The organism is Sphingopyxis sp. EG6, assembly GCF_003609815.1.
Classification (GTDB): domain Bacteria; phylum Pseudomonadota; class Alphaproteobacteria; order Sphingomonadales; family Sphingomonadaceae; genus Sphingopyxis.
The window spans coordinates 1,933,166-1,947,069 of record NZ_AP017603.1 but is presented as its reverse complement, the minus strand read 5'-3'; the positions used below and the strand labels follow the sequence as shown (position 1 = coordinate 1,947,069).

General features: G+C 63.1%; 11 protein-coding genes. 2 read left to right on the top strand and 9 right to left on the bottom strand.

Annotated elements, in window-relative coordinates; all coding sequences use genetic code 11:
• Positions 1-72 precede the first annotated feature (72 nt).
• The gene (locus tag SPYCW_RS09540) at positions 73-1,011 is read left to right on the top strand and encodes a DUF808 domain-containing protein (protein ID WP_120216594.1); all 939 of its coding nucleotides are present in this window, start codon (positions 73-75) and stop codon (positions 1,009-1,011) included.
• 99 nt (positions 1,012-1,110) lie between these two features.
• Here SPYCW_RS09540 and SPYCW_RS09535 read toward each other — a convergent pair whose 3' ends face one another.
• The 8 genes from SPYCW_RS09535 to SPYCW_RS09495 all read right to left on the bottom strand — a co-directional run bounded on the left by SPYCW_RS09535 (position 1,111) and on the right by SPYCW_RS09495 (position 10,801).
• Complete coding sequence (locus SPYCW_RS09535; protein WP_120216593.1) at positions 1,111-2,241, bottom strand: ABC transporter ATP-binding protein; 1,131 nt, start codon at positions 2,239-2,241, stop codon at positions 1,111-1,113.
• A gap of 121 nt (positions 2,242-2,362) precedes the next feature.
• The gene (locus SPYCW_RS09525; protein WP_120216592.1) at positions 2,363-3,205 is read right to left on the bottom strand and encodes an ABC transporter permease; all 843 of its coding nucleotides are present in this window, start codon (positions 3,203-3,205) and stop codon (positions 2,363-2,365) included.
• Positions 3,205-4,110, bottom strand: coding sequence for an ABC transporter permease (locus SPYCW_RS09520; protein ID WP_120216591.1), 906 nt, complete (start codon positions 4,108-4,110; stop codon positions 3,205-3,207). The genes SPYCW_RS09525 and SPYCW_RS09520 overlap by 1 nt, the downstream gene beginning before the upstream one ends.
• Before the next feature lie 18 nt (positions 4,111-4,128).
• Positions 4,129-5,235, bottom strand: coding sequence for an ABC transporter substrate-binding protein (locus tag SPYCW_RS09515; RefSeq protein ID WP_120216590.1), 1,107 nt, complete (start codon positions 5,233-5,235; stop codon positions 4,129-4,131).
• 91 nt (positions 5,236-5,326) lie between these two features.
• Positions 5,327-6,718 (bottom strand): glutamine synthetase family protein, encoded by a 1,392-nt coding sequence (locus SPYCW_RS09510; protein WP_120216589.1) that lies wholly within the window; start codon positions 6,716-6,718, stop codon positions 5,327-5,329.
• 7 nt (positions 6,719-6,725) lie between these two features.
• Positions 6,726-8,069, bottom strand: coding sequence for an aspartate aminotransferase family protein (locus SPYCW_RS09505; RefSeq protein ID WP_120216588.1), 1,344 nt, complete (start codon positions 8,067-8,069; stop codon positions 6,726-6,728).
• Positions 8,066-9,334: an NAD(P)/FAD-dependent oxidoreductase gene (locus SPYCW_RS09500; protein ID WP_120216587.1), complete on the bottom strand. Its 1,269-nt coding sequence runs from the start codon at positions 9,332-9,334 to the stop codon at positions 8,066-8,068. Before SPYCW_RS09500 ends, SPYCW_RS09505 begins: the two co-directional genes overlap by 4 nt.
• A 120-nt stretch (positions 9,335-9,454) precedes the next feature.
• The gene (locus tag SPYCW_RS09495) at positions 9,455-10,801 is read right to left on the bottom strand and encodes a glutamine synthetase family protein (RefSeq protein WP_120216586.1); all 1,347 of its coding nucleotides are present in this window, start codon (positions 10,799-10,801) and stop codon (positions 9,455-9,457) included.
• Between the two features lie 246 nt (positions 10,802-11,047).
• On the opposite strand from SPYCW_RS09495, the gene SPYCW_RS09490 reads away from it, so the two are divergent.
• A complete protein-coding gene (locus SPYCW_RS09490) occupies positions 11,048-12,364 on the top strand; it encodes an aspartate aminotransferase family protein (protein ID WP_120218222.1) in 1,317 nt (438 codons plus the stop codon).
• Positions 12,365-12,647: 283 nt separating this feature from the next.
• Here SPYCW_RS09490 and SPYCW_RS09485 read toward each other — a convergent pair whose 3' ends face one another.
• Positions 12,648-13,880, bottom strand: coding sequence for an ATP-binding protein (locus SPYCW_RS09485; protein ID WP_120216585.1), 1,233 nt, complete (start codon positions 13,878-13,880; stop codon positions 12,648-12,650).
• Positions 13,881-13,904 lie beyond the last annotated feature (24 nt).

Here is a 13,904-nt window from a genome sequence, read left to right as displayed (position 1 = left end):
CGACTTCGCTCGACACGAACGGCTAGAGGGATGATGAACGCCTTCACCGAATAGACGAAAGACCGACACCCTATGCCTTCAGGCCTTTTTGCCCTGCTCGACGATGTCGCCACAATCGCGAAAGTGGCGGCGGCGAGCATCGATGATATTGGCGCCGCGGCGTCGAAGGCGGGCGTCAAGGCCGCGGGCGTGGTGGTCGACGATGCCGCGGTCACCCCGCGCTACGTCACGGGGTTTCAGCCCAACCGCGAACTGCCGATCATCTGGCGGATCGCCAAGGGCTCGATGTTCAACAAGCTGGTGCTGATCCTGCCGGCGCTGCTGCTGCTATCCGCGGTGGCACAATGGGCGATCACACCGCTGCTGATGGTCGGCGGCGCCTATCTGTGTTTCGAGGGCGCCGAGAAGGTGTGGCACAGCTTTGCCGCAAAGAAGCACAGCCTTGCCGAAGAGGCTGCCGAGGTTGTCGATCCGAACCATGAAGAAACCATGGTCAAGGGCGCGATCCGGACCGACTTCATCCTGTCAGCCGAAATCATGGTAATCGCGCTCAATGAAGTGCTGACCGAGCCGTTCGCGATGCGCGCTGCAACGCTGATCGTCGTGGCGATCGCGATCACGATCGCGGTGTATGGCGTCGTCGGGCTGATCGTGAAAATGGACGACATCGGCCTGCATATGGCCAAAGCCGGTTCGACGGCCCGGCGCGCAATCGGCCGTGGGCTGGTGAATTTCATGCCCAAGCTGCTTGCGACGCTGGCAATCGTCGGCACCGCCGCGATGCTGTGGGTCGGCGGGCAGATATTCCTGCACGGGCTGGATCAATATCATATCGGCAATCTTGGCCATGGCCTGCATGATTTTGCGCATGCGGTGGCGGGCGGTCTCCCCGGTGCCGGGTTTTGGGAGTGGCTGATAAACGCCGGCGGGGCCGGGGTATTCGGATTGTTGTTGGGCGGGCTGATCGTCGCGGTGCTGCATCTGGTGCCGGGGAAGAAAGCCGCGCATTGACAGCCTTACTTCGTCATCCCGGCGAAGGCCGGGATATCGCCGTGGCGTCCTAATGATATGTCGAGACCCCGGCCTTCGCCGGGGTGACGAGCAAAGAAATTACCCCAGCAACACTACCGGGCTGTCGGCGCGCCAGTGCATGCTCACCCGGTCGTCCCAAGTGAAATCTTCCTGGTCGTGGCGCGACAAATTGGGCCGCGAGACGCGGATGCGCGCGCCGTCGTCGAGCTCGATTTCGAACAAGGTGATGTCGCCGAGGTAGCTCATCCCTTTGATCTTGCCGCGCGCGAAATTGTACCCGTCCGGGGCGTCCTGCGCCGCGGCTTTGACGGCTTTACCCTCGCCGGGGACGTGCAGATAGATTTTCTCGGGGCGCAGGGCGATCCATACATCGGCGCCGTGCGGGCCGGTGACGCCATGGTTGAGGTAAATCTTGCCGACCCCTGGACAGTCGACCGCGGCCTTGTCGGGCTCGTCAAGGGTCAGTTTGCCCTCAAAGATATTCACTGATCCGACGAAATCGGCGACGAAACGGTTCGATGGATATTCGTAGAGATCGGACGGGGTTGCGAGTTGTGCCACCTCACCCTTGTTGATCACCCCGATGCGGCACGCCATCGACAGCGCCTCGTCCTGATCGTGGGTGACGGTGACGAAAGTAATGCCGACCTTTTCCTGCAATTCGCTGAGCTCGAACTGCATCTGCGCGCGTAGTTTGGCATCGAGTGCCGAGAGGGGTTCGTCGAGCAGCAGCACCTTGGGGCGCATCACCAGGCTGCGCGCGAGCGCGACGCGCTGGCGCTGGCCGCCCGACATCTGGTCGGGCATCCGCTCGCCAAATCCGCCAAGCTTGACCAGTTCGAGCGCCTCGGCGACGCGGTCCTTGATCTCGCCGCCTTTTACCCCGGCGATCTTCAGCCCGTAAGCGACATTGTCGGCGACGCTCATGTGCGGGAACACCGCATAGCTTTGGAACACCATGTTCACCGGGCGCTTGTTCGGCGGGATGCCCGCCATGTCCTGTCCGTCGATCAGGATGCGCCCTTCCGTCGGCAGCTCGAAACCGGCGATCATCCGCAGCAGCGTCGTCTTGCCGCAGCCCGACGGGCCAAGCAGGACGAAAAACTCCCCGGCGTTGATGTCGAGGCTGACATTGTCGACCGCGGTGACCTTGCCAAAGCGTTTCGAGACATTCTGGATCTGGATGATCGGTTTGGCGGGTTCGGTCATGGTCAAGGGTTCAGCCTAACAACACCGTTCGCATCGAGCGAAGTCGAGATGCCAATCGGCAGTGCGCGCCTTTGGGGTGTCTCGACTTCGCTCGACACGAACGGAAACAGGGGGTGGTCCATCAATGCGTCTCCGCAATGGCTTTCACGCCCTGGGCCTTCAATGCGATAAAGGTCAGGACGACGGTCAGGATGATCAGCAGGGTCGACGCCGCATTGACCTCGGGCGTCACCGAGAAGCGGACCATCGAATAGACCTTCACCGGGAAGGTGATCGTGTCGGGGCCGCTGGTGAAATAGGTGATGACGAAATCGTCGAGGCTTAATGTGAAGGCGAGAAGCGCGCCCGCGACAAGCGCGGGCTTGATATGCGGGATCAGCACGTCGCGGAAAACCTGCGCCTCGCTGGCGCCGAGGTCCTTGGCCGCCTCCTCCTGCTCGCGATTGAAGGTTGCGAGCCGCGAGCGGACGACCATTGTCACGAAGGGAAAGCAGAAAGTGATGTGCGCGATCGTGATCGCGCCGAGGTTGAACGGCCAGACAAGGTCGGTTGGCCAGCCGACCGCGGCAAAGAACATCAGGAACGCGACACCGAGGCAGATCTCGGGAACGATGATCGGCAACGAAATCGTGCCGTCGATCGCGCCCTTCCACGGGAAACGAAAGCGCCAGAGCATCACCGCGGCGAGCGTGCCGAGCACGAGGCTGGCCAGCGTCGCCAGCGCCGCGATGGTCAGCGAGTTGATCAGCGCTTCGACCAGCTGGTCATTACCCAGCGCCTTTTCATAATATTTGGTGGTAAAGCCGCGCCACACGACGTTGCGCTTGCTGTCGTTGAAGCTGAAGATCATCAGCACGACCAGCGGCGCGTAGAGAAAGACCATCACCGCGCCGACCCAAAGCCGCATCCACAGCGTGCGGCTATATTCGAGCGGGGCAATCGGTGCGCGCGCGAGCAGGGCCATCAGCGAACCTCCGGCACTTTTTTGCGCATCGACTGGATCGCGATCAGGATGAACATCGCGTAGATGAGCAGGAAGGACAGCGCGGCGCCGAAGGGCCAGTCGTTCGCTTTTTTGAACTGGCGTTCGATCACATTGGCGATCATCTGGCTGTCGGTGCCGCCCATCAGGTCAGGCGTCAGATACGCGCCGAGCGCGGGGATCAGCGTGATCATCACCCCGGCGATGATTCCGGGCGCGGCCAGCGGGACAACGATCCGCATGATCGTACGGAAATGCCCGGCGCCGAGGTCGAGGCTCGCCTCGATCAGGCTGCGGTCGAGCCGGTCAAGCGCGGCGTAGAGCGGCAGTACCATGAAGGGCAGATGGACATAGACGAGGCCGAACACGACCGCGAAATTGTTGAACAGCAGCTGCACCGGCTCCCACGTTGGCAGCGGTTGCAGCCCGACGAGGGTCTTGAGCCAGCTTGTTCCCTCCCACAGCGCACCAAGCCCCTTGTTGGCAAACCCCTGCGTGCCGAGCAGCATCATCAGCGCATAGGTGCGGATGAGGAGGTTGGTCCAGAAGGGTAGCATGATGCCGAGCAGCAGCCACGGCCGCCATTTTTCGCTGGCAAAGGTGATCGCCATCGCGACCGGGAAACCGACGATCAAGCAGATTAGGGTGACCAGCGCCGCGACCGCGAAGCTTTTGCCGAAAATGGTCAAATACAGCCATTCGGTGGCGCGCTTGTAATTGTCGAGCGTGCCTGAAAATTCGATTTCGGTGAGGCCGCGGTTCTCGCCGAAGCTGTACAGCCAGACGATGGCCATCGGGACCAGGAAGAAGACGACCACCCAGAACAGGGTCGGCAGCGATACCGCCGCGAAGGTCCGTTTGCTCGTCTTCCAGTCCTGTTCGGCCACCCCCCAAGCCTTTCGTGTTTAAGCCGCGCGCACTCGCGTAAAGGCTTCCTCGAACAACGGCTGCAACGTCGGGTTGAACTTGGCATATTCGCATTTCGCCAGCACGTCGGCGGGCGGATAGATGACCGGGTTGTTCTTGTAGCTGTCGGGCATCAGCGCCTTCGCTGCGGCGTTGGGGGTCGGGTAGAGGATCGTTTTGGTGATCTTCTTGTCGACTTCGCCGTCGAGGATATAGTTGATGAAGGCGTGCGCGTTCTTGGGATGCGGCGCGCCCTTCGGGATGCACAGATTATCCGAATTGAGCTGGCTGCCTTCCTTGGGCACGACGAAATCGATGTCGTCATCCTCCGTCATCGCCTGCGCGATGTCGCCATTATATTCAAGCACCAGGTCGATATCGCCCTTCAGCAGCAGATCCTGACCGTCGTCGACGTGGAAATTCTTAACATTGGGCTTTTGCTTGATCATCATCTCTTCGATCGTCGCGATGTCGGCGGGGGTCAGCGCATTGACCGATTTGCCGAGATATTTGCCATAGAGGCGGAACATGTCGCCAGCTTCGGACAACCAGGCGATGCGGCCGGCATATTCGGGGCTGTCGAACAGGACTTTCCAGCTGTCGGGCTTCGCCTTCACCTTTGACTTGCGATAGCCGATCCCGAGTGCGAGCCAAGTGTAGGGCATCGAGAATTTGCGGCCCTGATCATAATCGACGTCGATGAAGGTCGGGTCGATATTCTTCATATTGGGGATCGCGGCATGGTCTAGCGCCTGCAACATGCCCGCCTGCGCCATGCGTTCGACAAAGTCGTTCGAGGGGACGATGACGTCGTAGCCGGGGTTGCCGGCCTTGAATTTCGCGAACAGCACGTCGTTGCTGTCGAACAGGTCCATCTTGACCTCAACGCCCGACGCTTCCTTGAAATCGTCGAGCGTCGTCTCGCCGATGTAGGTGTCCCAGTTGTAAAAGTTGAGCTTGGCTTCCTCGCCATTCGCGAGCTTCTTGCCTTCGCCCTTGCTGCACGCGGCGAGGCCGCCGAAGCTGATCCCGATGGCAGCGACGCCCATCGCCTGAAGCAGCGAGCGGCGCCCGCGGGTCTGTTTGATCAGTTCGTTGAAATCCATCGCGAGCCTCCCTGTCTGTGACGTCAAGCTGACTCAATCGAGCGCGCTTGGGAAGTGGTTTTTTGCGCTGCACCAAGAATCTTTGAAACTTTCATGCGTTGCGCAGGTACCAATCGTAATCGAGCGTCGGGACAACGCTGAAATAATTATCCTGCTCGACGCGTTTGACGATGCTGAACATGTCGACGAAGCGGTTGCCGAGATAATCGCGCATCAGTTTCGAGGCGTGGAATCGGTCGACCGCGGCAAACCAGTTCGACGGCGGCTTGTCGTCGCCACTATTGTCGCGGTCGTAGCCGTTGCCGACGACCGCGGCGCCCGGATCGGCCTGTGTCGTCATGCCGTGGTGCATGCCAGCGAGGACCGCGGCCACGGCGAGATAGGGATTGGCGTCGGCGCCGCACGCGCGATGCTCGACATGGCGACTGGGCGGCGGCCCGGCGGGGATGCGGAACGATACGGTGCGGTTGTTGACGCCCCAGGTCGGAGCAACCGGGGCATAGCTGTTCGCCTTGAAACGGCGATAGCTGTTGGCGTGCGGGGCGAAGAGCGCGAAGCCATCGCCGACGCTGCCGATCATCCCGCCGATCGCGTGGCGAAGCGCCGGGGTGCCTTCGGGGTCGTCGCTGGCGAAAATGTTGGTGCCAGCGCCGTCGTTGACCGAGACATGGATGTGCATGCCGCTGCCCGCCTGATCGGCGAAGGGCTTGGCCATGAAGGTGGCTTCCAGGCCGTGTTGCTGTGCCACGGCCTTGACCAGCCGCTTGTACATGATCGCATCGTCGCAGGCGCGCAGCGCGTCGGGCTTATGCCGCAAGGTCAGCTCGAACTGACCGGGGGCGAATTCGGATATCGCGCTTTCGAGCGGGATGTCCTGCGCGTCGGTCGCAGCATAGAGCGCGTCGAAGAAGGGACGGAAATCGTCGAGCTCGCGCAGACCGTACACCTCGACATTGCGCGGCGTGTCGCGGCTGTACCCGGGGCGGGCAGGGCGCACCGTGCCGTCGCGGGCGCGGCGCGGATCGACGAGGTAGAATTCCAGCTCGACCGCAAGCACCGGAGTCAGCCCGTCGGCGGTAAAGCGGTCGATCACGCGGCCGAGGACATGGCGCGGATCAAGATCGTGCGGCGTCCCGTCGAGCTCGTAAAAATCGACGAGGAACTGCGCGGCATGGTCGCCACCCCACGGGGTGCGGACGAGGGTACCGGGGATCGGCTTCATCGATCGATCGGCGTCGCCATCTTCCCACACCAGCCCGGTTTCGACCGTGTCCTGCCCGGTGATATCGACGACGGTGATCGATCCGGGGAACATCCGCCCGCTTTCGTACACCGCCAGCACCTCATGCTGGCGCAGCCGCTTGCCGCGCGGCACGCCGCCCATGTCGGTGTAGATCATCTCGATCGAATCGACGTCGGGATTGGCGCGGAAAAATTCCTCGGCCTCCGACCGCGGCGCCACTACGCCCGATGATTTCGACATCGCCCCTCTACTCCTTCAATGCCCGCACGCAGTCGGCAAAGGCGCCGACGAGCCGGTCGATCTGGTCGTCGCCGGTAACCGGGCTCACCAACATCATATTGTGGAACGGCGCCAGCAAAATCCCGCGATTGGCGAGGAACAGGTGGATCGCGGCCTCGAGTTCGGGGTGCATCGCTGCCTTGGCCTCGCCGCCGTTCCGCGGTGGAGTGGGGCAGGTCAGGAATTCAACGCGCGCACCGACCTGCGTAACGTGCCAGTCGAGTCCGGCGGCGGCGATTTCATGCTCCAGTCCCGCGACCAGCCGCGCGGCGCCGCGCAGCATATGATCGTAGGCGGCGGGGGTGATGACGTCGGCCAGCATCGCGTCCATCGCGGTGATCGCGAGCGCGTTGGCGGAGAGCGTTGTTCCGATGCCGCTGTGGCCGGGCGGGCGCGACCGGTTGAGGGCGGCCATGTGCTCGGCGACCTCGGCGCTGAAGCCATAGACCGCGCAGGGGACGCCGCCGCCAATCGACTTGCCGACGACCATCAGGTCGGGCGTTGGACCATGCGCGACCCCATGGCCGCCATAACCCGACGAGATAGTGTGTGTTTCGTCGAACACCAGCAGCGTGCCGGTTGCGTTGCAGAGCTTGCGCAGCGTTTCCAAAAAACCGGGCGCGTCGCGGACCATTCCGACATTGGTCATCACCGGCTCGGCGAGGATGCAGGCGATGTCGCCGGTGCGGAGGGCGGCAGCGAGCGCATCCTCGTCGTTGAACTCGATCACTGTCGTCGTATCGCGCAGGTCGTGAACCTGCCCCACCAGACTGGCACGCATAACGGGCGCGCCGCCTTTCAGATCGACGAAGGCGTCGTCGACCGCGCCATGATAGGCGCCGTTGAAGATCAGCACCTTGCGCCGCCCGGTGACGCTGCGGCACCAGCGGATGACCGCGCGATTGGCCTCGCTCGCCGTGGTCGTGACCTGCCACTGCGGTAGTCCGAACATCGCGGCGAGCTTGGCCGACAGCGCTGCGCCGCGTTCGGTGGGCAGCATATAGCTCAGCCCCTCGCTCGCCTGCTGCGCCAGCGCGCTGACGAGAGCCGGCGGCGAGTGACCGAACAGGCTCGCCGTGTCGCCGAGGCAGAAATCGTCGTACGTCTGGCCGTCGATGCTGCTGAGCGTCGCGTTTCGCGCCGAGGCGGCGACGATGGGCACCGGGCTCGGCCAATCCTTCATCCAGTGGAACGGCACCGACTGAAACCATCCACTTGCCGCGGCCTGATGCGCGAAGGCGCGCGGGTTGGCGGCGCGGAAGCGTTCGGCTTCGCGGTCGGCAACGCGCGCGATGGCGGCATTGGCGATCATCCGAGCCTGTCCTTCATCGCATAATAGAGCAGCCCCAGCGTCGCGAGCGGCTGGCGCAGCCATTTGCCGCCGGGGAAGGGGCGGCTGGGCAGGCTGGCGAGCACATCGAACCGCTCGGCGGTCCCCGCCATCGCCTCGGCAATCAGTTCACCCGCCAGCGTCGTCACCAGCGCGCCATGCCCCGAAAAGCCGTGCGCGAAAAAGACACTCCCGCGCCGCCCGATATGTGGCAGCCGGTTCATCGTCACCGCCACCGCGCCGCCCCAGCCATAGTCGATCGGCGCTTTGGCGATCTGCGGAAAGACTTCCGTCATGAACGGCCGCACGAACGCCGCGATGTCGCGCGGTGGCGTCTGCGAATAACGCTCACCACCGCCGAAAATCAGCCGCTTGTCGGCGGACAGGCGGAAATAGTTGAGCACGAAGCGGCTGTCGGCGACCGCGGCGTCGCTTGGCAACAGGTCATCGGCGTTCACGAGCGGCGCGGTCGCGATATTATAGTTCATGATCGGCACGGTGTAGCGGCCAAGGTCAGGCTCGATATGGCCAATCCAACTGTCGGTCGCATCGATCACGAAGCGCGCAGCGATATGCGCGCGATCGGACATCACCCCGGGTCCTTCAGGATAATCGGTGATGCGATGGACGCGCTCACGCTCCCAAATGCGGACGCCAGCGGCTTCGGCGGCCTGCGCGAGGCCGATCGCATAGTTTAGCGGGTGGAAATGACCGCCCTGCGGGTCATGGATGCCGCCATGGTACAGCGGGCTGGCGATATGCTGCGCCATGTCCGCTTTGGCGACGACATCGGTCCGGTAGCCGAAACGGTTTGCAAGATAATCGGCCTCGCGCCGCATCGCGCCGAAATCCTTGGGCGTCCAAGCGGCTTCCAGATGTCCGGTTTTCAGGTCACAGTCGACGCCGTGCTTTTCGATCCGGGCCTTAACGCGGTTGTTGCGCCAGCACAGGTCAAACAGCGCATCGGCGCGATCGCGGCCGAATTCGGATTCCAGTTCTGACGCCGTCCAGCGAAGTCCCGGGATCAGCTGGCCGCCGTTGCGACCCGATGCGCCAAAGCCGATATGCTCGCGTTCGATCAGGATGACCGAAAAGCCGCGCTCGGCGCAAGCCAGCGCGGCGGACAATCCCGTAAACCCACCGCCGATCACCGCGACGTCGCAGCTGCAATTGTCCCCGTCGAAGGGGCGCGGCCGCCACGCGCGCGCGGTTGCGGCATAATAGCTGTGGTTCAGCGGATCGGTCATTCAGACACCACCCTCTAAGCCCGTTCATGTCGCGCGAAGTCGAGACACCGCTCATGCCTGCGCGGCGTCTCGACTTCGCTCGACACGAACGGAAAGGGCGGGCTGAATGTCATCGGCGGGTCAGACCCGCATCAGCAGATGTTCGCGCTCCCAGCTCGACACCACCGACTGATAGTTGAACAGCTCATAATCCTTCACCGCAAAGAAAATCTCGAAGAAATCGTCGCCGAGCAGGTTGCGGACCTTCTTGCACGAGCTGAACCGGTCGAGCGCCGCCTCCAGCGTGCGGGGCAGGGTGCGGGCGCGGTTGTACGCGCTGCCCGCGATCGGCTTGGGCGGCACCATGCGGTCGACCATGCCGATATAACCGCACACCAGCGACGCGGCGATCGCCAGATAAGGATTGCTGTCGGCGCCGGGCAGGCGGTTTTCGACGCGGCGATTGTGTTTGTCCGACACGGGAACGCGGAATCCGCACGAGCGATTGTCGACGCCCCACTGGACGTTGATCGGCGCGGCGCTGTCGGGGCGCATGCGGCGGAAGCTGTTGACGTTCGGCGCCCACAGCGGCGCGATCTGCGGCATGAAGCGGATCAGTCCGGCGACATAGGACCGGAACGCCGCGCTGTCGCGTCCGTTGGCGGTCGAAAACAGGTTCTTGCCGGTGGCCGCATCGACCACCGACTGGTGGATGTGCATCGCGCTGCCCGGTTGGCCCGCCATCGGGTTCGCCATGAAGGTCGCGTAGACATTATGCTGCTTGGCGACGCCGCGCACGACGCGCTTGAAAAGAAAGACCTCGTCGGCAAGCCGCAGCGGGTCGCCATGCTCGAAATTCACCTCGAGCTGCGCGGCCCCCATTTCGTGGATCATCGTGTCGATATCGAGCCCCATCAGCTCGCAATCGTCATAGATATGATCGATGATATCCTCATATTCGTTCATCGCCTCCAGCCCGTAGGGCTGGCTGGCGCTCTCGCTGCGGCCCGACTGGCCGACCGGCGGGGTCAACGGGAAATCAGGGTCGGCGTTCGGTGAGACGAGGTAGAATTCGACCTCGGGCGCGATGATCGGCTTCCACCCCTTTTCAGCATAAAGCGCGAGCACTTTCTTGAGGATGGTGCGCGGTGCAATGTCGACCTCGGTCCCGTCGCCGTTAAATGCGTCGGCGATGACGAAGGCGGTGGGCGAGGTAAAGCCCGGCGCGACACAGATCGTGCTGGGATCGGCGATCAGGATCTTGTCGGGATCCTTGTCCCAGATGTCGTCGATGTCCTCGGGATAATGGCCGTCGATCGTGCAGATGAACACGCTGCCCGGGATGCGCAGCGACTTGTCCTTGACCGAGGAAAGGAACTTCTTGGCTGGCAGCACCTTGCCGCGCTGGACCCCGTTGATGTCGGGGACGATACATTCGACTTCGTCGATTTTATGGTCGCTGATCCATTGTTCCAGATTGACTGACATGCGCCCCCGATTGGGCCAAGGAGCTGGCCCGTTTGTGGAAGGCCAGCGTATCGCAAGCTTGGACGAAGCGCCAGAGGGGCCGTTATCGGCCATTTTCGGCGTTGCCAGCCCCGCGTTTGCTAGCCACATTGCAGATCGTCATCGCGAGCAAAGCGAAGCAATCCAGGGCGGCTTACGCCTGCTCTGGATTGCGGCATCGCTTCGCTCCTCGCAATGACGGTCAATGGCAGCGGAAGGCGGTACGCGATGAAGGGCGAAAATGATCCACTGGCAGCCTTCTGGATGCCGTTTACCGCGAATAAGGCCTACAAGGCGCACCCGCGCCAGCTCGTTTCGGCGAGCGGCATGTACTACCAGTCGGGCGATGGGCGCGACATTCTCGACGGCACATCGGGCCTCTGGTGCAGCAATGCCGGGCATTGCCGCCCCGAGATCACCGAAGCGATCGCGAAAGCCGCCGCAACGCTCGATTTTGCGCCGACCTTTCAACTTGGCCATCCGCTGCCGTTCGAACTGGCGCAGCGGCTTGCGGCGCTGATGCCCGATGGACTCGACCGGATATTCTTCACCAACAGCGGGTCCGAATCGGTTGATACGGCGCTGAAAATCGCGCTGGCGATCCAGCGCGCGAAGGGGCAGGGGACGCGCACCCGCCTGATCGGGCGCGAGCGCGGCTATCATGGCACCGGCTTTGGCGGGATCAGCGTCGGCGGGCTCGTCAACAACCGCCGCGCCTTCGGCGGCGGGCTGCCCGGCGTCGATCATCTGCGTCACACGCACGACATCGCGCGAAATGCCTTCACGCGCGGCTTTCCGCAGCATGGCGCCGAGCTGGCCGACGATCTCCAGCGCCTGGTCGACCTGCACGGCGCCGAAACGATCGCCGCGGTGATCGTCGAACCGATGGCGGGCTCGACCGGGGTGTTGATCCCCCCGGTCGGCTATTTGCAGCGGCTGCGCGAGATTTGCGACCGCCACGGCATCATCCTGATCTTCGACGAGGTCATCACCGCTTTCGGACGCGTCGGCGGCGCAACGGCGGCCGGGCAATGGGGCGTGACGCCCGACATCATCACCATGGCCAAGGGATTGACCAACGCCGCGGTGCCGATGGGCGCCGTCGCGGTGAAGCGCGAACTGCACGATGCGGTGCTCGACAGCGTCGATGCGGGCATCGAGCTGTTTCACGGCTACACCTATTCAGGCCACCCGTTGGCGAGCGCCGCCGGGATCGCGACGCTCGATCTTTACGCGCGCGACGGTTTGTTCGACCGGGCGAATGAACTCGCGAGCTATTGGGAGGAAGCGGCGCACAGCTTGAAAGGGCGACGCCATGTCATCGACATCCGGACCATCGGTCTGGTGGCCGGGATCGAACTGGAGCCGCGCCCCGGCGCGCCGACCGCGCGCGCGATGGAGCTGTTCCACGCCTGTTTCGACAATGGCCTGTTGGTGCGCGCGACCGGCGACATCATTGCGCTGTCGCCGCCGCTGATTGTCGAGAAAAATCAGATCGAGGAAATGTTCGGAAAGATCGGCGATCTTGTCGATCGTATCGACTGACGAATTCGGTCAGTCCAGCATAGCTGCAATCACGCGCCGCAGTTCGCGTCGCGAAAGCGTCGGCGACCGCCGCGCTGGTTTTTCGGCCCGCGCTTCGATGGCGCTATAGGGGCGGAGAAGGCAAGGAAACGCATTTAGTTTGAAGTACATATTATCCTTTGGTTTTCTTATGTTTTCTGATTGAAGACAGGTCGGCGATACGCCTCGCGGGGCAACCCGCCGATCGGGAAATGGTGACGGGGCCGACAAATTTCAGGATGCCGGTGTCAGGACGCGCCCGCTGTCAGTCGTCGCTCACCAGCGGGAAGGTGACCGAAACCCGCGTTCCCTTGCCGACCTCGCTTTCGATGTCGAGTTGCCCCTGGTGGCGCTCGCTGATGTGCTTGACGATAGCAAGGCCAAGGCCGGTGCCACCAACCGATCGGCTGCGCGCCTCGTCGACCCGATAAAAGCGCTCGGTCAGGCGCGGCAGGTGGTCGGGTGCGATGCCGTCGCCTTCGTCGCCCACCGACAGGCGTATGCGGCGCCCTTCGCGGGCGAGTTCGACGGTGACGGGGGTATCGGCATGGCCATATTTCATCGCGTTCGACACGATGTTGTGGGCAAGCTGTTTCAGTTGCGCTTCGTCGCCCAGAATCAGCGCGGGTTCATCGCCGAACCGGGTCACGACGTCCTTGGCGCGCGCGGGTTCGCTGTCGCCAAGCTGCGCGACGGTGGTGCGCAGGATTGCGCCCAGATCGACTGTCGTCGTCGGGCGCCGAAAGCGGTCGGCCTCGACGCGCGAGATCGACAGCAGGTCGATGACAAGTTGCTGCATCCGCCGCGCCTCGCGCTCGATGATCGACAGGAAACGGTCGCGGGTTGACGCGTCGGTGTCGCCGTTCATTTCCTGTAGCGTCTCGACATATCCAAGGATCGCGGCGAGCGGTGTGCGCAGCTCGTGGCTGGCGTTGGCGACAAAGTCCGACCGCATCCGGTCGGCGGCGTCGATCGCCGAGCGATCGGACAGGAAGATGATATTCTCGCTGCCCGACAAGGCGGCAATCCGCATGGTCCAGCGCTGGCCCGGCCGCGGAAAATCGACCAGGTTGACCGGCTCCAGCGGCGTGCCGCCCTGAATATGCGACAGCCAATCGGTCGCTGCCGGATGCCGGATCGCGGTCCGCACGTCGGCGCCGACGATATGCCGCCCAAGCAGTCGGACGGCCGCGTCGTTGGCGATGGTCACGATATTGTCGGCAGTACCGAGCAGGGGCTCCTTTTCCTGATCGACCCAATGCGCGAAATCGGGATGGCGGAGGAGTGACGCCGGGGCAATGGTGGTAGGAGAAGGGGAAACGGTCGAAGGTTCGGCGATGCTGGCGGGAAGCGCGCTGTAAACGGTCCAAGCGGCGATGCAGCCGACGATCGCCATGATTGCGATCGCCAACAGGTCGCCACCGGTCAATGCGGCAAAGATCGCCGCGATGACGATCATGGTGAGCGCAATGACGAGGCTGGACAGGCGATCGAACATCGTCTGCCGCCTCGCACGAAGCAA

What these genes read in the sequence shown, in the direction of transcription:
- SPYCW_RS09490 (WP_120218222.1), top strand. Translation starts at nt 11,048, where the DNA reads ATGAAGGGCGAAAATGATCCACTGGCAGCCTTCTGGATGCCGTTTACC.
- SPYCW_RS09540 (WP_120216594.1), top strand. Translation starts at nt 73, where the DNA reads ATGCCTTCAGGCCTTTTTGCCCTGCTCGACGATGTCGCCACAATCGCG.
- SPYCW_RS09485 (WP_120216585.1), bottom strand. Translation starts at nt 13,880, where the DNA reads ATGTTCGATCGCCTGTCCAGCCTCGTCATTGCGCTCACCATGATCGTC.
- SPYCW_RS09505 (WP_120216588.1), bottom strand. Translation starts at nt 8,069, where the DNA reads ATGATCGCCAATGCCGCCATCGCGCGCGTTGCCGACCGCGAAGCCGAA.
- SPYCW_RS09515 (WP_120216590.1), bottom strand. Translation starts at nt 5,235, where the DNA reads ATGGATTTCAACGAACTGATCAAACAGACCCGCGGGCGCCGCTCGCTG.
- SPYCW_RS09495 (WP_120216586.1), bottom strand. Translation starts at nt 10,801, where the DNA reads ATGTCAGTCAATCTGGAACAATGGATCAGCGACCATAAAATCGACGAA.
- SPYCW_RS09535 (WP_120216593.1), bottom strand. Translation starts at nt 2,241, where the DNA reads ATGACCGAACCCGCCAAACCGATCATCCAGATCCAGAATGTCTCGAAA.
- SPYCW_RS09510 (WP_120216589.1), bottom strand. Translation starts at nt 6,718, where the DNA reads ATGTCGAAATCATCGGGCGTAGTGGCGCCGCGGTCGGAGGCCGAGGAA.
- SPYCW_RS09525 (WP_120216592.1), bottom strand. Translation starts at nt 3,205, where the DNA reads ATGGCCCTGCTCGCGCGCGCACCGATTGCCCCGCTCGAATATAGCCGC.
- SPYCW_RS09500 (WP_120216587.1), bottom strand. Translation starts at nt 9,334, where the DNA reads ATGACCGATCCGCTGAACCACAGCTATTATGCCGCAACCGCGCGCGCG.